Source organism: Salmonella sp. SSDFZ54 (assembly GCF_004010735.1).
Lineage (GTDB): Bacteria > Pseudomonadota > Gammaproteobacteria > Enterobacterales > Enterobacteriaceae > Salmonella > Salmonella enterica.
Genome location: NZ_CP034819.1, coordinates 732,696 through 750,754 on the forward strand (window position 1 = coordinate 732,696; position 18,059 = coordinate 750,754).

Consider the following 18,059-nt stretch of genomic DNA (forward strand, 5'->3'; position numbering starts at 1 on the left):
CCAGGGGATAAAAATATTGGCATAAATATTGCTTTACAGGGGCAACCACTACGGGAGGCGATATGCACGAAATCACCCTCTGCCAACGGGCACTGGAATTGATTGAACAACAGGCTTCAGCATACGGTGCAAAACGTGTGACAGCCGTCTGGATCAAAATTGGCGCATTTTCTTGCGTGGAAACCAGCGCTCTTTCCTTTTGTTTTGATCTGGTATGCCGCGGCACGATAGCAGAAGGTTGTAAACTGCACCTCGAAGAACAGGAAGCCGAATGCTGGTGTGAGCATTGTCAACAATATGTCACGTTGTTAACCCACCGTGTACGTCGTTGTCCGCAATGTCATAGCGATACGCTGCGAATTGTGGCCGATGACGGCTTACAAATTCGGCGCATAGAGATTGATGAAACTGAAGATTAATGCCGGATAGACGCTCGCGTCGCCATCCGGCAGAAAGCCTGTAACAAGAAAAAGATCAGGAGTAAGCGATGTGTACGACTTGCGGTTGCGCTGAAGGCAACCTTTATATAGAAGGCGATGAACATAATCCGCACTCAGCGTTTCGTAGCGCGCCCTTTGCCCCAGCGGCTCGCCCGGCGCTGAATATTACCGGCATTAAAACGCCTGACTTTGCCCCAAGTCAGACCGCAGAAGGCGATCTGCATTACGGCCACGGCGAAGCCGGAACCCACGCGCCTGGTATGAGTCAGCGGCGGATGCTGGAGGTTGAAATCGACGTGCTGGACAAAAATAATCGTCTGGCTGAGCGCAACCGCGCCCGTTTCGCCGCCCGCCAGCAACTGGTGCTCAACCTGGTGTCCAGCCCCGGGTCCGGTAAAACCACCCTGCTGACTGAAACGCTAATGAAATTGAAAGACCGTGTACCGTGCGCGGTGATTGAAGGCGACCAGCAGACAGTGAACGACGCCGCCCGCATCCGCGCTACCGGCACGCCCGCCATTCAGGTCAACACCGGTAAAGGCTGCCATCTTGACGCGCAAATGATCGCCGACGCCGCGCCGCGCCTGCCGCTGGATGACCATGGTATTCTGTTTATCGAAAACGTCGGTAATCTTGTCTGCCCGGCCAGCTTCGATCTGGGCGAAAAGCATAAAGTCGCAGTGCTTTCCGTGACCGAAGGTGAAGATAAGCCGCTGAAATATCCCCATATGTTTGCCGCTGCGTCGCTCATGCTGCTCAATAAAGTCGATCTGCTGCCCTACCTCAATTTTGACGTTGAGAAGTGCATCGCCAGCGCGCGTGAAGTGAACCCGGAGATTGAAATTATCCTGATTTCCGCCACCAGCGGCGAAGGCATGGATCAGTGGCTGGCCTGGCTGGAGGCGCAGCGATGTGCATAGGCGTTCCGGGTCAAATCCGCGCCATTGACGGCAATCAGGCAAAAGTTGACGTCTGCGGCATTCAGCGCGACGTCGATCTCACATTAGTCGGCAGTTGTGATGAAAACGGTCAGCCGCGTCTGGGTCAGTGGGTGCTGGTCCATGTCGGATTCGCCATGAGCGTCATTAACGAAGCGGAAGCGCGCGACACGCTCGACGCGCTACAAAATATGTTTGATGTTGAGCCGGACGTCGGCGCACTGCTGTATGGTGAGGAGAGATAATGCGTTTTGTTGACGAGTACCGTGCGCCGGAACAGGTAATGCAGCTCATTGAACACCTGCGTGAACGCGCCGCCCTTCTTCCTTACACTGCCGAACGTCCGTTGCGCATTATGGAAGTCTGCGGGGGTCATACCCACGCAATTTTTAAATTTGGTCTCGATCAGTTACTGCCCGAAAACGTGGAGTTTATTCACGGCCCCGGTTGTCCGGTCTGCGTGCTGCCGATGGGACGTATCGACAGTTGCGTGGAAATCGCCAGCCATCCGGAGGTGATTTTCTGCACCTTTGGCGATGCCATGCGCGTGCCGGGGAAACAGGGTTCGCTGTTGCAGGCTAAAGCGCGCGGCGCGGATGTCCGTATTGTTTACTCTCCGATGGACGCGCTGAAGCTGGCGCAGGATAACCCGACCCGCAAAGTGGTATTTTTCGGGCTGGGCTTTGAAACTACCATGCCGACCACCGCCATCACGCTGCAGCAGGCAAAACAGCGTGACGTGCGAAACTTCTACTTTTTCTGCCAGCACATTACGCTGATCCCGACGCTGCGTAGCCTACTGGAGCAGCCGGACAACGGCATTGACGCCTTTCTTGCGCCAGGCCACGTCAGCATGGTCATCGGCACCGAGGCGTACCAGTTTATCGCCGCCGATTTTCATCGCCCGCTGGTGGTGGCTGGATTCGAACCGCTTGATCTACTGCAAGGCGTGGTCATGCTGGTTGAGCAGAAAATAGCGGCCCTAAGCCAGGTTGAAAACCAATACCGTCGCGTGGTGCCGGATGCCGGAAACATGCTGGCGCAGCAGGCCATCGCCGATGTGTTCTGCGTTAATGGCGATAGCGAGTGGCGCGGTCTGGGCGTGATTGAATCCTCCGGCGTCCACCTGACGCCAGAGTATCAGCGCTTTGACGCCGAAGCGCATTTCCGCCCAGCGCCGCAACAGGTCTATGACGATCCGCGCGCCCGCTGCGGCGAAGTGCTGACCGGCAGATGCAAGCCGCATCAGTGCCCGCTATTTGGTAAAACATGTAATCCAGAGACCGCGTTCGGCGCGCTGATGGTCTCTTCCGAAGGCGCATGCGCCGCCTGGTATCAGTATCGTCAGCAGGAGTGTGAAGTTTGAACAATATACAACTCGCCCACGGCAGCGGCGGCCAGGCTATGCAACAGTTGATTAATAGCCTGTTTATGGAGGCCTTTGCCAACCCGTGGCTGGCGGAACAAGAAGATCAGGCGCGTCTGGAGCTGGCGCAACTGACGGCGGAGGGCGACCGTCTGGCGTTTTCTACCGATAGCTATGTGATCGATCCGCTCTTTTTCCCCGGCGGCAATATCGGCAAACTGGCGATTTGCGGTACGGCGAACGACGTAGCGGTGAGCGGCGCGATCCCCCGCTATCTCTCCTGCGGCTTTATCCTTGAAGAAGGGCTGCCGATGGAGACGTTAAAAAGCGTGGTCAATAGCATGGCGACGACCGCGCGGGAAGCGGGTATCGCCATTGTAACCGGCGACACCAAAGTTGTGCAGCGCGGCGCGGCGGATAAATTGTTTATCAACACTGCCGGCATGGGGGCGATTCCCGCCGATATTCACTGGGGCGCGCAAACGCTGAGCGTTGGCGATGTGCTGTTAGTCAGCGGTACGCTTGGCGATCACGGCGCCACTATCCTCAACCTGCGTGAGCAACTGGGGCTGGATGGCGAGCTGGCGAGCGACTGCGCAGTATTAACGCCGCTTATTCAGACGCTGCGTCATATTGACGGAGTGAAGGCATTGCGTGACGCCACGCGCGGCGGCGTGAATGCGGTCGCCCATGAGTTTGCGACGTCCTGCGGTTACGGTATTGAATTGTCCGAATCCGCACTGCCGCTCAAACCTGCCGTGCGCGGCGTCTGCGAGCTGTTGGGGCTGGATGCCCTGAACTTTGCCAACGAAGGAAAACTGGTGATTGCCGTTGAACGGCAGGCCGCAGATCGGGCGTTGGCGGCATTACGCGCGCATCCGCTGGGACGTGATGCGGCGCTGATTGGCGAAGTCGTGGAACGCAAAGGCGTTCGCTTAGCCGGACTCTATGGCGTGAAGCGAACCCTTGATTTGCCACACGCCGAACCATTACCTCGTATATGCTAGCAGCCTGTTGGCAGCATACTGTAGGCCGGATAAGACGCATTTGCGTCGACATCCGGCATTAACGCTGCATTAACGCCTGATGGCGCTTTGCTTATCAGGCCTACGGAGTGTGTGACCAGCGAGTTTGCGGTCAGCCATCCGGCAATAACTTACGACTTATACCTATAATTCATTTACCGTTTTCGCACCGTTTTGCGGTATTTTCCTGGAAAAGCAACATGTCGTATACACCCATGAGCGATCTTGGACAGCAAGGCTTGTTCGATATCACTCGTACCTTATTGCAGCAGCCCGATTTGGCGTCGCTCAGTGAAGCGCTTTCGCAACTGGTAAAGCGTTCAGCGCTCGCCGACAGCGCCGGCATTGTGCTATGGCAGGCGCAGTCGCAACGCGCACAATATTATGCGACGCGAGAAAATGGCCGTCCTGTTGAATATGAAGATGAAACCGTACTGGCGCACGGCCCGGTACGTCGCATCCTTTCTCGCCCCGATGCATTGCACTGTAATTTCCATGAGTTTACCGAAACCTGGCCGCAGCTTGCCGCGAGCGGCCTCTACCCTGAATTTGGTCATTACTGTCTGCTTCCTTTAGCCGCGGAGGGCCGTATTTTCGGCGGCTGCGAATTCATCCGTCAGGAAGATCGCCCCTGGAGTGAAAAGGAATATGACCGTCTGCATACGTTTACCCAAATTGTCGGCGTGGTCGCCGAGCAAATTCAAAACCGGGTAAACAATAACGTCGATTATGATCTGTTGTGCCGCGAACGCGATAACTTCCGTATTCTGGTTGCGATTACCAACGCCGTCCTGTCGCGTCTGGATATTGATGAGCTGGTAAGCGAAGTCGCAAAAGAGATCCACCACTATTTCAATATCGACGCAATCAGCATCGTGTTGCGCAGCCATCGCAAAAATAAGCTGAATATCTACTCCACCCACTACCTTGATGAGCATCATCCGGCGCACGAACAGAGCGAAGTCGACGAAGCCGGCACGCTCACGGAGCGCGTCTTTAAAAGTAAAGAGATGCTGCTTATCAACCTCAACGAACGCGATCCGCTTGCCCCCTACGAACGCATGCTGTTCGATACCTGGGGCAATCAGATCCAGACGCTTTGCCTGCTGCCGTTGATGTCCGGCAAGACGATGCTTGGCGTGCTCAAACTGGCCCAGTGCGAAGAAAAAGTGTTTACCACCGCCAACCTCAAGCTGCTGCGTCAGATTGCCGAACGGGTAGCCATTGCCGTGGATAATGCGCTGGCCTATCAGGAAATCCACCGACTGAAGGAACGCCTGGTCGACGAAAACCTGGCGCTCACGGAGCAGCTTAATAACGTCGACAGCGAGTTTGGCGAGATCATCGGACGCAGCGAAGCGATGTACAACGTGCTAAAGCAGGTTGAGATGGTGGCGCAGAGCGACAGTACCGTGCTGATTCTGGGCGAAACGGGAACCGGTAAAGAGTTGATTGCCCGCGCCATTCACAACCTGAGCGGACGTAGCGGGCGCAGGATGGTAAAGATGAACTGCGCCGCGATGCCGGCGGGGCTGCTGGAAAGCGATTTGTTTGGTCATGAGCGCGGCGCGTTTACCGGCGCCAGCGCGCAGCGGATTGGCCGTTTCGAGCTGGCGGATAAAAGCTCGCTGTTTCTGGATGAAGTGGGCGACATGCCGCTGGAGCTACAGCCTAAGCTGCTGCGCGTCCTTCAGGAGCAAGAGTTTGAACGTCTCGGCAGCAATAAACTGATCCAGACCGACGTGCGGCTGATCGCCGCGACTAACCGCGATCTGAAAAAAATGGTCGCCGATCGCGAATTCCGTAACGATCTCTACTATCGGCTGAATGTTTTTCCGATCCAGCTTCCTCCGTTGCGCGAACGTCCGGAAGATATTCCACTACTGGTCAAAGCGTTCACTTTCAAAATCGCCCGCCGAATGGGGCGTAATATCGACAGCATTCCCGCCGAAACGCTGCGCACGCTTAGCAGCATGGAATGGCCGGGGAACGTTCGCGAGCTGGAGAATGTCGTCGAGCGCGCCGTGCTGCTGACGCGCGGCAATGTGCTACAACTGTCGCTGCCGGATATTACCGCCGTAACGCCCGATACCTCGCCTGTTGCGACTGAAAGCGCCAAAGAAGGCGAAGATGAATATCAGCTTATTATACGCGTGCTGAAAGAGACCAATGGCGTAGTGGCTGGACCAAAAGGCGCGGCGCAGCGTCTGGGGCTTAAACGAACCACCCTGCTGTCGCGTATGAAGCGATTGGGTATTGATAAAGACGCGTTAGCGTAACGGGTTGCCGGATCTGATCCGGCCTGGAGATGATGCGCGCCGTAGGCCTGGCGCTTCCCCTTCACTTCTTGCGCTGATATTTTTCCGGCAATTCCGGAACGTGGCGCTTATCGTCGATAAGGTGCCGCACGGTCAGGACAGGGTGTCGCCAAAGCATTCGCGGACCTGCCCAACGCATAATCTGCTTCATCTCTTCGCGTTTAGCCGGCTGATAGCAGTGCACCGGGCACTGCTTACAGGCGGGTTTTTCCTCGCCAAATACGCATTTATCAAGACGTTTTTGCGCGTAGGCGAACAGCGCGTCGTAATGCCCCTGCACCGCTGACGCCTGTGGGCACTGGCTTTCATACAGCGCGATCATTTTTTTGATCGTCAGTTTTTCACGAGCGATACGTTTACCAGGCATCGTGCTCTCTCCGAACATTAAGGTGTATTTATTTTACACCTTATCCCTCTTTAGCACTATCACTGCATATCGTCGCCATTACGCAAATAAGAATTATTTTCATTTATTCATGCCTTGTGCTATATAACATAGCAAAGGCTATATTCGATGATTAATTAACCACATTGTTGCGAGGGATACTATGACGAATCTACATCGTCTGAAAACACTCCTGATTGCCGGTATTGTTGCGATACTCGCGCTATCGCCAGCCTATGCAAAAGAGAAATTTAAAGTCATCACCACGTTTACCGTTATTGCCGACATGGCGAAAAACGTGGCGGGCGACGCAGCGGAAGTCAGCTCAATTACCAAGCCTGGCGCTGAAATCCATGAGTATCAGCCAACGCCCGGCGATATTAAACGAGCGCAGGGGGCACAGCTTATCCTCGCGAATGGTCTGAACCTGGAGCGATGGTTCGCCCGCTTTTATCAGCACCTTTCCGGCGTGCCGGAAGTCGTCGTCTCTACCGGCGTCAAACCGATGGGCATTACCGAAGGCCCGTATAACGGTAAACCGAACCCGCACGCCTGGATGTCGGCAGAAAACGCGCTGATTTATGTCGATAACATTCGCGACGCCCTGGTGAAGTACGATCCGGATAATGCGCAGATCTATAAGCAAAATGCCGAACGCTATAAAGCGAAAATTCGCCAGATGGCCGATCCGTTGCGTGCCGAGCTGGAAAAAATTCCCGCCGATCAGCGCTGGCTGGTCACCAGTGAAGGCGCGTTCTCTTACCTGGCGCGCGATAATGACATGAAAGAGCTTTATCTCTGGCCAATTAACGCCGATCAACAGGGGACGCCAAAACAGGTGCGTAAAGTGATTGATACCATTAAAAAGCACCATATTCCCGCCATCTTTAGCGAGAGTACGGTTTCCGATAAACCGGCCCGTCAGGTCGCGCGTGAATCCGGCGCGCATTATGGCGGCGTGCTGTATGTCGATTCTCTGAGCGCCGCTGACGGCCCTGTGCCAACCTATCTGGATCTGCTGCGCGTCACGACCGAAACCATCGTCAACGGCATTAACGACGGACTGAGGAGTCAACAATGAGTCAATCTGCGATTACCGTTGATCAAGTCACGGTGACGTATCGCAACGGTCATACCGCCCTACGGGACGCCACTTTTCAGGTGCCTGGCGGTTCAATCGCCGCGCTGGTAGGCGTAAATGGTTCCGGTAAGTCTACGTTATTTAAAGCGTTAATGGGCTTTGTGCATCTTGCGCAGGGCGATATCACTATCCTGCAACAGTCAGTCAACAAGGCGCTGAAAAAAAACCTCATTGCTTATGTTCCGCAATCGGAAGAAGTGGACTGGTCATTTCCGGTGCTGGTAGAAGATGTGGTGATGATGGGACGCTACGGCCATATGGGCTGGCTACGCCGTCCCACTGCGCATGATCACGCCTGTGTTGACGCCGCGCTGGCGCGGGTGGATATGCAGGAATATCGTCACAGGCAGATTGGCGAACTGTCCGGCGGGCAGAAAAAACGTGTGTTTCTTGCCAGGGCCATCGCTCAGGATGGACAGGTAATCCTGTTGGATGAACCTTTTACCGGCGTGGATGTAAAAACCGAAGCGCGAATCATCGATCTACTGCGGGAACTGCGCGATGAAGGCCGCACGATGCTGGTCTCAACGCATAATCTCGGCTCCGTCACCGAGTTTTGCGACTATACGGTAATGATTAAAGGAACCGTACTGGCCAGCGGCCCTACCGAAACCACGTTTACCGCCGCGAATCTGGAACAGGCGTTTAGCGGCGTTCTACGTCATATCGCGCTAAGCGGAGGTGAAGAGCACATCATCACCGATGACGAGCGCCCCTTTATTTCCCGGCGCGTGGCCAGCGGAGGAAAATCGTCATGAACTGGCTTGTTGAGCCGTTTGGCTACCAGTATATGCTCAACGCGATGTGGGTCTCCGCGATGGTGGGCGGTCTGTGCGCGTTTCTCTCCTGCTATTTGATGCTCAAAGGCTGGTCGCTCATTGGCGATGCGCTATCTCACTCTATTGTGCCTGGCGTCGCTGGCGCCTGGATGTTAGGGCTGCCCTTCTCGCTCGGCGCGTTTCTTTCCGGCGGACTGGCGGCAGGCAGTATGCTCTTTCTTAACCAACGCTCACGCCTGAAAGAAGACGCGATTATCGGGCTTATCTTCTCCTCTTTTTTTGGCGTCGGCCTTTTTATGGTGTCGCTAAATCCGATGTCGGTGAATATCCAGACGATTATTCTCGGCAACGTGCTGGCGATCGCGCCAGCGGATATTGCGCAACTGGCGATTATCGGCGCAGTCTCGCTGACGATTCTGCTGTTAAAGTGGAAAGATCTGATGGTCGTCTTTTTCGATGAGACCCATGCGCGTTCTATCGGGCTTAATCCGGGTCGACTGAAGCTGTTGTTTTTCACTCTATTGTCCGTCTCTACCGTAGCGGCCCTGCAAACCGTTGGGGCGTTCCTGGTGATCTGTCTCGTCGTCACGCCGGGCGCGACGGCCTGGTTACTCACCGACCGTTTTCCACGTCTGCTCATAATTGCCGTCGTGATTGGCAGCCTGACCAGTTTTCTGGGCGCATGGCTTAGCTACTGGCTGGATGGCGCCACTGGCGGAATTATTGTCGTCATGCAAACCTTACTGTTCATCACTGCCTTTATTTTCGCCCCGAAACACGGTCTGTTAGCCAACCGTCGACGCGCCCGCCTGCAGAAGGAGCCGACATGTTCTTAACAACGTTACTGGAACCCTTTCAGTTTGATTTTATGGTGAACGCCCTTATGGTTTCGGTCATTGTGGCGATTCCCTGCGCCTTACTGTCCGTGTTTTTAGTGTTAAAAGGCTGGGCGTTAATGGGCGACGCAATGAGTCATGCGGTATTCCCCGGGGTCGTGCTGGCATATATTGTGGGGATCCCCCTGGCGATTGGCGCTTTCATTGCCGGATTATTTTGCGCTATCGCGACCGGTTATCTGGACGATAACAGCCGCATCAAGCGTGATACGGTGATGGGCATCGTCTTTTCCGGGATGTTTGGCGCAGGTCTGGTGCTCTATGTTTCTATTCAATCGGAAGTGCATCTGGATCACATCCTGTTTGGGGATATGCTGGGCGTATCGCTGGGGGATATCGTACAAACGTCAGTTATTGCACTGGGTATTGCGTTAATCATTGGGCTGAAATGGAAAGATCTCCTGCTACACGCTTTTGACCCGCACCAGGCGAAAGCCAGCGGGCTGAATACCACGCTACTGCATTATGGCCTGCTATGTATGATTGCGCTGACTATCGTCGCCACGCTGAAATCGGTGGGCATTATTCTGTCGATTTCATTGCTTATCGCCCCCGGCGCAATTGCCATTTTGCTGACGCGACGCTTTGCGCGCGCGCTAGGATTAGCGGTGAGTCTGTCAGTTATTACCGCTTTTGCGGGCGTTTATCTGTCTTTTTATCTTGATAGCGCGCCAGCGCCGACCATCGTGGTATTATTTGCCATCGTGTTTATTGCGGTATTTATTTACGCAACATGGCGTGACAGGCGTAATGAAATCGTACCAGAGGCGCAAGGTTAACACTTTTTTGCCTGCTATTCAGGAAACATACGGTCATAATATAGAGTAGTCTTATGGCGCTGGAAGTATTTTCTCTGGCAGGCAACCTTATAATTTCATTACGGTTTAAGTAAAGACTTATATTCAGCTATCCTTTTTTTATGAGCGGATATAGAGAGTTTTTTATCGTTTAGCATAACGGCATTGTTATCGAATCGCTCATAAAGCGTTTCATTCTTTTTGTTCACTATACTGCTTCCCGCCGCCGGATTGGCCTGCACATATTCATTTAATCGTTGTACGCCTTGAGTATGTTTGTAAAAACTCACCGGCAGATAACGGTCTGCTTTATCAGACGGGAGAAAAGGTTCCTCACCACACAGACGTTCACAAATATTATCTTCATGAATTTTTACTAAGTTCATAAATTCAAGATGAAGTTTTTTGGCGAGCGCCAGGCTAAAAATACCGCATTCAGAAGAGCTTCGTTGAATGTCCAGCTCGACCATAGCAAAATAACAATCAGGCAGTTGTTCACGTTCAAGAGCTGCTTTGGTCCTCAATGCCAGTAAAGCAGGTCCAAAAGCGCTACACGCTGCTGGTTCGAACAAAATCACCGATGTCTTTCCGTCCATAACTCTAAAATCGACGACTGAAATATGGATACCTGAACTTCCCATATTTACGAGAAATCGGGCAGATTCAACGCCTTCCATTCTGGTCTCCTTTATAGAGGAAACAAGCTCATGGACTGACATAACAAATTTAAGATTTAACTCTGGATACTTCTTATTGGCCTGTGCAACAAGAAAAGGCATCATTTCGAGATCGGTTTCCTCGTAACTGATATGAATCCAGCTGCCATCTATAATTTCACTTTCCAGACGCTCAACAATACAGGTCAATGCTTCGGTGTTTAGCTCCCCGCTGACGTCAGGCTGAGGCGATAAACTCGCCCCCATATTACGAGCCGTAGGACTTAGCATACTTTTCCCTCCACATGATAGCTCCTGCACCGAAAATATCATCTTTAACTTTTCAGATTCAATATATTGCCCGCAAAAATATGCCTCAATGATTGAGCCAGGCAACCAATCACCTCCAGATGATTATATATAAGAATTACTACTCAAAAAATCTTTTTTATAATAAAAGCTCAACACATGGTCATAAATGATAAAAAATATTTTAATTCATTCCTACCGCAATCGGTAACGCGCAATTATCGTCAGGTACAGCAGGGTTATGTGCAAAAGCAGTGCGCTGTAAATGCGCGTCTAGTTTCAGTCCCCGGAACAGCGATAGCGGTGAAGAGTCCATCCCCAAACGATACATAACCTTCTTACGATAAATACTGACGGTTTTTGTTCCCAGACCAAATTTTTTCGCCAGTTCAATTGCCGGATGTCCGGAGGATAATAATATCAGCAGCGCATATTTCGCCTGAGTGACGCCGGGAGGTAGATTCCACCAGGCGTATTGATTGATATTAAACAATACCTCTTCCGGCGTCTCGCCGGCATTAAAAGCATACGTAGTAGCCACGGTTTTCTTTTGTGGCCTGTGGCAGAAACGCAGCCAGGCTTCCGGAAGACGGAGCTTCTCTCGATCCGAGCGGATAGCGCAGGATAGTTCGTCTTTTAAAACATAATCCATAACGCCAAAATATTGCAGCACACAGCGATCGATATAATACAAGCGATCTGCCACTACCAAAACTTTACGGTTCTGCAACCGCGTCTGCAACGCATGAAAAAGATAAACATGCTCATGCGGGTTCAAAGCTAAAATCAGCCCGGCGTCCGGCATATCGGATAGAGAATGCAAAAGTGCGGTTAATGAGTTACACGTTTTAACGCACTTTTCCGGATATTTTTGCTTAAAAATAGACTGAAGGGCATAACAATTAGTCCAGTTAATACCGTATATAATTACATTTCTCATTTATTTATCCTTTTTTGAAAACTGACCACAGCTTCGGTAATAATTTTTCTTCCTGGGCGACTACTGCGCAAGTAGATAACGCCTTCTTACTACAAAGGTAATAAGACCAGATACGTTATTACATGCGCAATGTCGTTACCGAAATGAATTCCTTTTACAAATCTGATAATGATTAAATTTGCTGTTTTACTTTACTGTAATCTCTTAGAGTACAACGATTGCCCGACGCCTGGTGGCCATGTATGTCTGACAATGAACGCTTTCGATTCCCTTTCATTAACTATATATCACTGGTGTAGCGATACTGAAATATACACTACGATTAAAAAAATATTTGGTATCTGTAACGCAAACAGATAGTAACGTTTAAAATAATTTCACAAATCAATGGTTCATCGTACGCATAAAGCTAAGCGGTGTAATCTTAAAATGCCGTTTAAAAATAGCGATAAAATAAGAAGGCGTATCATAGCCACACATCGTCGCGACTTGTGAAATATTTCCAGCACCCATACGTAATAATTTTATAGCCTGATTCATACGAGCATCCAGGTATATTTTGCTAAAACTCACCTCTTCAGCGGCCAGTTTTCGCTTCAGACTTGATACGCTCATAAACAGCTTTCCTGCCACCTCAGCCTGTGACCATTTGCGGGTGAGATCGCTGATAATAATGTTATAAACTTTCTCTTTTGTCGTAATTTTTATTGCTCGCTCAAGGAAGTCAAACCCACCGGGCTTACGTACAAATGCCGATATAAGATACATCAATGAGAAATATGAATAATCATGATCATCAATACTCACGTTACTACAAACCCGTGGACATGCCACACCATGCAAAATAGAGTCAAAAGTATCACTCATCCCTGGCAACAAGTCCGCATGAAAAAAATACTTTGGTTTCGTTTTTAATGATAGCTCTCGATCATTATAGTTTCTTGTACTGTAAAAAACTTTGTAGAATTTTTGCATTAAGTCATAGGAAACTTCCAGTGAAGAAAAATCAATATGCCCTTCTATTTCGCTCATACTAAGAGTGATTGTTTGATCTTTTTCCAATAAAAATAAACACGGCGCAGATTGTTCGATGAACTCCCCAAATTCGTTTTCAATTCGCAAACTGCCTTTATTAAGTTTAAATAATAAGCAGTTTGCGACATAATAGTCTCTTACGTCAGCTAATCCATTTATTAATGGAAATTTGTTCGGCTGTTGAAGGTGATTATTGCTAATGGCCTCAACTGATTTATTCATTGAAGGCAATACCATATTTTATCCTGTGTGCTATAAGGAACTCAAAATCGTTATATTCTTATAAACAAATAATTAAAACTCACAGAGATGATTTAAATCCGATTTTTTTATTATTATAGCCAATAATTACATTCCAACGCGCGTTCATTTCGTCACAAAAAGATACTCTTACAAACTTTATGCACAATTTTGTAATGGAAGCTTACAATATTAATATAATCATTTCAGAATAAAACGCCTAGTAGATACCTTAATAATCCATATACATCAATAAGATAGATACACTGGCATGGTGCATTTTCTGCATTATTTGCTAATATATACACCATACCTTATCACAAATCGCCAGCAATGGGGGGTTCACCAGTCAATTGCCTCTTTGTTTTCCCCACCCGATAAAATAATCTCCTGCATCCAGGAGGTCATTTGTGACTGTGCATTCATTGTACCAACTAATACCCCGTTTAAAGCCTCATATAAATGGGTGTCCGGTTCAACTTTTGCTAACATGTTTTGTAGCATAGCCGTTTGCTGCTCAAAAGAAACAAAAGCCGAATCACCACTTTTAGGATCTTTGAAGGCATTCATCTCTTGATAAATGCTATCTTTAAGCGTTTCAGAAGAGGCTGACTCAGGGAGCGCCAAAAGTCGTTGGTAAAATGCATCATAAAGATCAACGTCGCCGCCATTGCTTAAAGGCGCACTATCCACATTATTCAGCATAGCGGCCCTGGTACTCAACGAAACCACACCCGTCGCTTCAGTATCCGCTGTCGGGACCATATAAGAAGTCGGAATCGTACCCGGTATCACCTTATAACCTCCATTTTACAATGCTTGCGTTTTTGTCTTCCATTCATCAATAAGTGCGTTAATAGCGTTATCAGAAATCGTCCGGCAGTCTTGTGGAAGTTCATCAAGATGATGCTTAATGACGCCTACTGCCGTTTCAACAAATTGTTCAGGTGAAAATTCTGCGATCTGATCGCCGCAACTCATGATAAAGCGCTGTTCCTGATGATATTTAAGATTAAAAGTGCCTGGCCAGTTCTCCATAAGCAACACCATCAGTTTTTGGTGATCTTTTTTCGCATTAACTGGTAGTGTTAAAAAAAGTTGCCCCTCAGGCTTATCGAAATCCCTTAGCCACTCATCCAGGACGGTTAAAAGCGTTTCGGGATGGTCGACCGCAGCTGAAAATAACTCGCGGGCATAAATCTGTATTTTTTCCATCCACTTCCAGGCCATTGTCTGATTATCAGTAAGATAAGCGGCGACCTGCTGTAACGCGTCTATCATTCCCTGCTCGTAACCTTCCTGATAGGCGTACATCCGCAAGGTCTTTGCCTCTTCTTCCGCCTCTCGCAAAATACGCTTAGCCCGTTGATGCGCCTGCTGTTCTAATCTTTCAATAGAGAAATAACGTTCCAGCGTTTTACGCTTTATCAGTATCCCCTCAACAGGCGAAAGCGGGGACGGAATTGGGATATTTTTGAGCATATTGTAAGGCCAGTAGCAAAATTGACATTTCTACAGCATCCTGCTTCGATGCCTCCTCAATAAATGGAGGAAAAAGCAAAGGAAAACGCTGTGCTAAAGATTCAGGTAAAAATTCATTCAGGGCATTTAACTGTGCATACCCGACGCTAAGTAAAAACCGGTGATTCGGCGCCTTATTGCAGACAGATAAACTTGTTCCCTGATGCATTGCCAAAAATGCTTGCGCCCAATCCGGCAGGCCAAGCAAGGCTCCCTGCCTTGCCAGATCGGCTCTCAGTTTATGGCAACCGAGTAAATACGCTACCTGCGGCAGTCGGCGCCACTGACGCAGCCACAGCTGCGTCAGTGAGTTTTGAATACACTCCTTTTCTCCGTTCTTAAGCCGCCATGCCGCCAGTATTAACTCATTTGCCGCCGCCCTGGCGGCGGGTCTGACAATCATTTCCGGTGCTATCTGCAACCGCTGAGGATGGATATACGATAACGGATCAAAAATGATTCTTTGCCAGATAATGGGTAATGGCTGCCTATTCATTTGACGATTTCGCCTTATCATCAGCCGTTATGCCTTTCTTATTGCGGGCATAATGGTTTTTGTAATACCAGACGCCAAAGCCTGCTGACATCACGGATAACAAAATAATCAACACAATCCAACTGGTTGCAAAAGAATTACGTTTTACTGGTGTGCCGGGAGCCTGTAATTGGGCATCAGAACGTTCTGACAACACAACAGAAATGTTGTCATAATCCACATCGGCAAAACTATTCTTTAAGAAACGCTTGATATCGCTGATCTGATGCGCAAGCGGCGAACCTCGTTCATATACGGCTAATGCCGACAGATGAACAGGTTTTGGCGGACGGCCATTTTCACCAGCATCAATATCATAACTAATATGGACCCTGGCGGAGAGCACGCCCTCCATCGTCTGTAATGACTGTTCCAGTCGCTGTTCAATAGCCGAATATAACCTGGCCTTTTCAGCTCGCGGAGAAGATACCAGCGAATCCGCCGGGAACATCTGCGCTATTTCCACCCGTGGCCGGGGAGGAAGCTGATAAGTTTTAATCCAGTACACCGCAGCGGTAAAATCAGGCTCAGCAACGGTAATGCTATAGCCCAATTTTCCGCTATCAATTTTATTCGCCTCTATATTGTGCATTTGCAGAACGGCAATGACCTCATTAGCCTGTTCCTGGTCCAGTCCTTTTAAAAGATCCTTATCCTTACAGCCGGCAAGGGTCATTACCAGCAGAAAGGTATATAGATATCGACGAATCATGAGCGTAATAGCGTTTCAACAGCCCCGACTCCTTTACGAGTAAGGGTACTGACCATAGAAACATACAGGTTATAATCTGAAATCATCTCTTGCGAAATAGCCAGCTCTTTAGGATCCGTCACCAGATTAGGGTCCTCAATCCTGTTGGTAATCGTCTGTTTATCCACAGCCGTGGCAATCGCCGAACCAGAAAAAGCCTGGAGTAGCCGGTCATCCAGCGAGACAATGTCCGTTTCCATAGACCTGATATTGACCGCCTGCCCTATAACGGCATTCTCAGGGACAATAGTTGCAATCGACATAATCCACCTTATAACTGATTAACGGAAGTTCTGAATAATGGCAGCATCAATATCCTTAAAGACTTTTACCGTGTTCGATTGCGCGTTACGGTACAAGTTATATTCCGAGAGCTTACTCTGATACGCCGCCAGTAGCGCCGGATCGGAGGGTTTTGCTGCTAATTTATCCAGCGCCTCTGTTACCTGCGTTTGTAGATTATCAACGCCCGTATCAAATTTTGCTGAGACGTCATCCAGATAGCCTGACCAAGGTGTTGCCATAATGACTTCCTTATTTGCGTTAAATTAAAGTGGGCTTGGGAAATACCAATGGCCTGGGCTCATTTTGATATAACCTTCCGCCCCGTACTGAAATGAGCGCCCCTTGAGCCAGTCATCTTTTAATTCGATCGCAAACTGCACATAGCGTCCTCCCCATGTGCGGTAATAGCTATCGACAAATTGACGGGCTCTGAGTATTTCTACATCATCGAGCGCCCCCTGAATAACAAACGTTACGCCCCCCTTATGATTCCTGCGGGAATAAGGTAACGCCTGCTGTTTTAGCCCCGCTTCCGCCTGGCCTGCGGCGGTAACATCGTCCATCAACGTGATGTTAACCGAATCCGCGTAAGGCATTAGCGCTCTCAGCTTTTGACTTAACACCTCGAGCTCTTTCTTGCTCATCGTGTTTCGCTGGCGGCTTAGCCAGAAAACGGGTTTACGCGGCTCATCGAAATGAAGCCGATAATAAGCCAGCTGAGGATAATAGGTATCCAGCCAGGTAGAGATACGCTTATTTTCTTCGTTTTCGTTAATCACTCGCGCATTTTTATCATAATCGCCCCTCGCTAAAACCTGACGAGCCCACAGCGTATCTCTTTCATTTTGCGCAGCGACATAGAGCATTTTGTCCCGTCCTGGCAACACCTGAAAGCGCTCCTTCTCCTGCCCCAATAACGAATCGAGCTCTGCGGCCTGCCGCTGCGGCGAGTTAAGTATCCATAACGTCCCCACCGTCCCAATTCCCAATATAAAAAACCCGGCCAGTGCTGCTACAATTCCGTTTTTAAAACGCGGCTCGTTCTTTTTTGCAGACGTTTCTAACTTCTCAGGCTGCTCGGGCACCCACGGCTCGCTTTCCGGGCGAATCAGGATAAGCAATTCACCGACCTGTATTGGCGTATTTAATTGCACCGAACGAGATTCAGAATTTCCTTCTTTCAGCTCATGGAGTATAATTTCGGTCGCATCCGTATCCACCTGGATTTCAAAATTTACTCCGCCATGGTCCAGCGGGATAAAAAAGCTATCGGCAGGTATATCAGGGAGTTGGCCTGAAGCAGTGAGCGCATCACTCTGACCTACCACAAAGAGTGTTCGGCCTGTCAGCAATGGAAACTCACAGCCGTTCAGTGAGCTGTTAAGTAATCGAACTATGTATGGCCCAGGGCTTGTTATCGTCTTCTCTTTTGATGTTTCCATATATACTGTTAGCGATGTCTGTCGTTCTCGATAGCAGCAGATTACCGCACAGGACACAGGGATTCCTGATGAAAATAGAATGAAAAGTGAGAAATAAAATCAATTTATTCTGTATAATGCGTCTCAACACATATTAAAAGAACCATCATCCCCATTGGGGCTTAAACTACTGTAGATAAATTACCCAAATTTGGGTTCTTTTGGTGTAACAATCAGACCATTGCCAACACACGCTAATAAAGAGCATTTACAACTCAGAT

General features: G+C 49.5%; 21 protein-coding genes. 10 read left to right on the plus strand and 11 right to left on the minus strand.

Annotated features, from left to right (window positions below; all coding sequences use genetic code 11):
- Positions 1 to 62: 62 nt before the first annotated feature.
- From hypA to flhA, 6 genes are all read left to right on the plus strand, one after another.
- Positions 63 to 419, plus strand: a complete 357-nt coding sequence (gene hypA, locus EOS97_RS03465) for a hydrogenase maturation nickel metallochaperone HypA (protein ID WP_000544461.1) — start codon at positions 63 to 65, stop codon at positions 417 to 419.
- A gap of 68 nt (positions 420 to 487) precedes the next feature.
- Positions 488 to 1,360: a hydrogenase nickel incorporation protein HypB gene (hypB, locus tag EOS97_RS03470; protein ID WP_000337636.1), complete on the plus strand. Its 873-nt coding sequence runs from the start codon at positions 488 to 490 to the stop codon at positions 1,358 to 1,360.
- Positions 1,351 to 1,623, plus strand: a complete 273-nt coding sequence (hypC, locus tag EOS97_RS03475; RefSeq protein WP_000334871.1) for a hydrogenase 3 maturation protein HypC — start codon at positions 1,351 to 1,353, stop codon at positions 1,621 to 1,623. The genes hypB and hypC overlap by 10 nt, the downstream gene beginning before the upstream one ends.
- Entirely contained in the window at positions 1,623 to 2,744 is a 1,122-nt protein-coding gene (gene hypD / locus EOS97_RS03480) for a hydrogenase formation protein HypD (protein ID WP_001212958.1), read from the plus strand. The genes hypC and hypD overlap by 1 nt, the downstream gene beginning before the upstream one ends.
- Complete coding sequence (hypE, locus tag EOS97_RS03485) at positions 2,741 to 3,751, plus strand: hydrogenase expression/formation protein HypE (RefSeq protein ID WP_001059964.1); 1,011 nt, start codon at positions 2,741 to 2,743, stop codon at positions 3,749 to 3,751. Before hypD ends, hypE begins: the two co-directional genes overlap by 4 nt.
- A 218-nt stretch (positions 3,752 to 3,969) precedes the next feature.
- Complete coding sequence (flhA, locus tag EOS97_RS03490) at positions 3,970 to 6,048, plus strand: formate hydrogenlyase transcriptional activator FlhA (RefSeq protein WP_000122692.1); 2,079 nt, start codon at positions 3,970 to 3,972, stop codon at positions 6,046 to 6,048.
- A gap of 61 nt (positions 6,049 to 6,109) precedes the next feature.
- Here the strand turns inward: flhA and EOS97_RS03495 are convergent, their stop codons facing one another.
- The gene (locus EOS97_RS03495) at positions 6,110 to 6,454 is read right to left on the minus strand and encodes a nitrous oxide-stimulated promoter family protein (RefSeq protein ID WP_001805308.1); all 345 of its coding nucleotides are present in this window, start codon (positions 6,452 to 6,454) and stop codon (positions 6,110 to 6,112) included.
- Positions 6,455 to 6,635: 181 nt separating this feature from the next.
- On the opposite strand from EOS97_RS03495, the gene sitA reads away from it, so the two are divergent.
- Genes sitA through sitD form a run of 4 tightly spaced genes read left to right on the plus strand, consistent with a single transcriptional unit; the run spans position 6,636 to position 10,067 of the window.
- Complete coding sequence (sitA, locus tag EOS97_RS03500; RefSeq protein WP_000182930.1) at positions 6,636 to 7,553, plus strand: iron/manganese ABC transporter substrate-binding protein SitA; 918 nt, start codon at positions 6,636 to 6,638, stop codon at positions 7,551 to 7,553.
- Positions 7,550 to 8,371, plus strand: a complete 822-nt coding sequence (sitB, locus tag EOS97_RS03505) for an iron/manganese ABC transporter ATP-binding protein SitB (RefSeq protein WP_000083153.1) — start codon at positions 7,550 to 7,552, stop codon at positions 8,369 to 8,371. Before sitA ends, sitB begins: the two co-directional genes overlap by 4 nt.
- Positions 8,368 to 9,228 carry an iron/manganese ABC transporter permease subunit SitC gene (gene sitC / locus EOS97_RS03510; protein ID WP_001104334.1) on the plus strand — a complete coding sequence of 287 codons (861 nt, stop codon included), beginning with the start codon at positions 8,368 to 8,370 and terminating at the stop codon, positions 9,226 to 9,228. The genes sitB and sitC overlap by 4 nt, the downstream gene beginning before the upstream one ends.
- Positions 9,219 to 10,067, plus strand: coding sequence for an iron/manganese ABC transporter permease subunit SitD (gene sitD, locus EOS97_RS03515; RefSeq protein ID WP_000480209.1), 849 nt, complete (start codon positions 9,219 to 9,221; stop codon positions 10,065 to 10,067). Before sitC ends, sitD begins: the two co-directional genes overlap by 10 nt.
- Before the next feature lie 98 nt (positions 10,068 to 10,165).
- Here sitD and avrA read toward each other — a convergent pair whose 3' ends face one another.
- The 10 genes from avrA to prgH all read right to left on the minus strand — a co-directional run bounded on the left by avrA (position 10,166) and on the right by prgH (position 17,799).
- Positions 10,166 to 11,074: a type III secretion system YopJ family effector AvrA gene (gene avrA / locus EOS97_RS03520; RefSeq protein ID WP_077906539.1), complete on the minus strand. Its 909-nt coding sequence runs from the start codon at positions 11,072 to 11,074 to the stop codon at positions 10,166 to 10,168.
- Between the two features lie 160 nt (positions 11,075 to 11,234).
- Positions 11,235 to 11,990, minus strand: a complete 756-nt coding sequence (gene sprB, locus EOS97_RS03525) for a transcriptional regulator SprB (protein WP_001246668.1) — start codon at positions 11,988 to 11,990, stop codon at positions 11,235 to 11,237.
- A gap of 384 nt (positions 11,991 to 12,374) precedes the next feature.
- Positions 12,375 to 13,262: an invasion transcriptional regulator HilC gene (gene hilC / locus EOS97_RS03530; protein ID WP_000243998.1), complete on the minus strand. Its 888-nt coding sequence runs from the start codon at positions 13,260 to 13,262 to the stop codon at positions 12,375 to 12,377.
- Positions 13,263 to 13,607: 345 nt separating this feature from the next.
- Entirely contained in the window at positions 13,608 to 14,060 is a 453-nt protein-coding gene (locus EOS97_RS03535; protein ID WP_127836120.1) for a type III secretion system effector protein OrgC, read from the minus strand.
- A 15-nt stretch (positions 14,061 to 14,075) separates the two neighbouring features.
- Positions 14,076 to 14,747: a type III secretion system linker protein OrgB gene (orgB, locus tag EOS97_RS03540; protein ID WP_000916655.1), complete on the minus strand. Its 672-nt coding sequence runs from the start codon at positions 14,745 to 14,747 to the stop codon at positions 14,076 to 14,078.
- The gene (orgA, locus tag EOS97_RS03545; RefSeq protein WP_001591231.1) at positions 14,704 to 15,303 is read right to left on the minus strand and encodes an oxygen-regulated invasion protein OrgA; all 600 of its coding nucleotides are present in this window, start codon (positions 15,301 to 15,303) and stop codon (positions 14,704 to 14,706) included. Before orgA ends, orgB begins: the two co-directional genes overlap by 44 nt.
- The gene (gene prgK / locus EOS97_RS03550; protein ID WP_000621238.1) at positions 15,275 to 16,033 is read right to left on the minus strand and encodes a type III secretion system inner membrane ring lipoprotein PrgK; all 759 of its coding nucleotides are present in this window, start codon (positions 16,031 to 16,033) and stop codon (positions 15,275 to 15,277) included. Before prgK ends, orgA begins: the two co-directional genes overlap by 29 nt.
- Positions 16,030 to 16,335: a type III secretion system inner rod protein PrgJ gene (gene prgJ / locus EOS97_RS03555; RefSeq protein WP_000020431.1), complete on the minus strand. Its 306-nt coding sequence runs from the start codon at positions 16,333 to 16,335 to the stop codon at positions 16,030 to 16,032. The genes prgK and prgJ overlap by 4 nt, the downstream gene beginning before the upstream one ends.
- An 18-nt stretch (positions 16,336 to 16,353) precedes the next feature.
- Complete coding sequence (gene prgI, locus EOS97_RS03560) at positions 16,354 to 16,596, minus strand: type III secretion system needle filament protein PrgI (RefSeq protein WP_000235228.1); 243 nt, start codon at positions 16,594 to 16,596, stop codon at positions 16,354 to 16,356.
- Positions 16,597 to 16,620: 24 nt separating this feature from the next.
- Positions 16,621 to 17,799 carry a type III secretion system inner membrane ring protein PrgH gene (gene prgH / locus EOS97_RS03565; protein ID WP_000450196.1) on the minus strand — a complete coding sequence of 393 codons (1,179 nt, stop codon included), beginning with the start codon at positions 17,797 to 17,799 and terminating at the stop codon, positions 16,621 to 16,623.
- Positions 17,800 to 18,059: the final 260 nt, after the last annotated feature.

Bases quoted from the DNA above. Each gene is read 5' to 3' on its own strand.
- hypA (WP_000544461.1), top strand. From the start codon at position 63: ATGCACGAAATCACCCTCTGCCAACGGGCACTGGAATTGATTGAACAA.
- hypB (WP_000337636.1), top strand. From the start codon at position 488: ATGTGTACGACTTGCGGTTGCGCTGAAGGCAACCTTTATATAGAAGGC.
- hypC (WP_000334871.1), top strand. From the start codon at position 1,351: ATGTGCATAGGCGTTCCGGGTCAAATCCGCGCCATTGACGGCAATCAG.
- hypD (WP_001212958.1), top strand. From the start codon at position 1,623: ATGCGTTTTGTTGACGAGTACCGTGCGCCGGAACAGGTAATGCAGCTC.
- flhA (WP_000122692.1), top strand. From the start codon at position 3,970: ATGTCGTATACACCCATGAGCGATCTTGGACAGCAAGGCTTGTTCGAT.
- EOS97_RS03495 (WP_001805308.1), bottom strand. From the start codon at position 6,454: ATGCCTGGTAAACGTATCGCTCGTGAAAAACTGACGATCAAAAAAATG.
- sitA (WP_000182930.1), top strand. From the start codon at position 6,636: ATGACGAATCTACATCGTCTGAAAACACTCCTGATTGCCGGTATTGTT.
- sitB (WP_000083153.1), top strand. From the start codon at position 7,550: ATGAGTCAATCTGCGATTACCGTTGATCAAGTCACGGTGACGTATCGC.
- sitC (WP_001104334.1), top strand. From the start codon at position 8,368: ATGAACTGGCTTGTTGAGCCGTTTGGCTACCAGTATATGCTCAACGCG.
- sitD (WP_000480209.1), top strand. From the start codon at position 9,219: ATGTTCTTAACAACGTTACTGGAACCCTTTCAGTTTGATTTTATGGTG.
- avrA (WP_077906539.1), bottom strand. From the start codon at position 11,074: ATGATATTTTCGGTGCAGGAGCTATCATGTGGAGGGAAAAGTATGCTA.
- sprB (WP_001246668.1), bottom strand. From the start codon at position 11,990: ATGAGAAATGTAATTATATACGGTATTAACTGGACTAATTGTTATGCC.
- hilC (WP_000243998.1), bottom strand. From the start codon at position 13,262: ATGGTATTGCCTTCAATGAATAAATCAGTTGAGGCCATTAGCAATAAT.
- orgB (WP_000916655.1), bottom strand. From the start codon at position 14,747: ATGCTCAAAAATATCCCAATTCCGTCCCCGCTTTCGCCTGTTGAGGGG.
- orgA (WP_001591231.1), bottom strand. From the start codon at position 15,303: ATGATAAGGCGAAATCGTCAAATGAATAGGCAGCCATTACCCATTATC.
- prgK (WP_000621238.1), bottom strand. From the start codon at position 16,033: ATGATTCGTCGATATCTATATACCTTTCTGCTGGTAATGACCCTTGCC.
- prgJ (WP_000020431.1), bottom strand. From the start codon at position 16,335: ATGTCGATTGCAACTATTGTCCCTGAGAATGCCGTTATAGGGCAGGCG.
- prgI (WP_000235228.1), bottom strand. From the start codon at position 16,596: ATGGCAACACCTTGGTCAGGCTATCTGGATGACGTCTCAGCAAAATTT.
- prgH (WP_000450196.1), bottom strand. From the start codon at position 17,799: ATGGAAACATCAAAAGAGAAGACGATAACAAGCCCTGGGCCATACATA.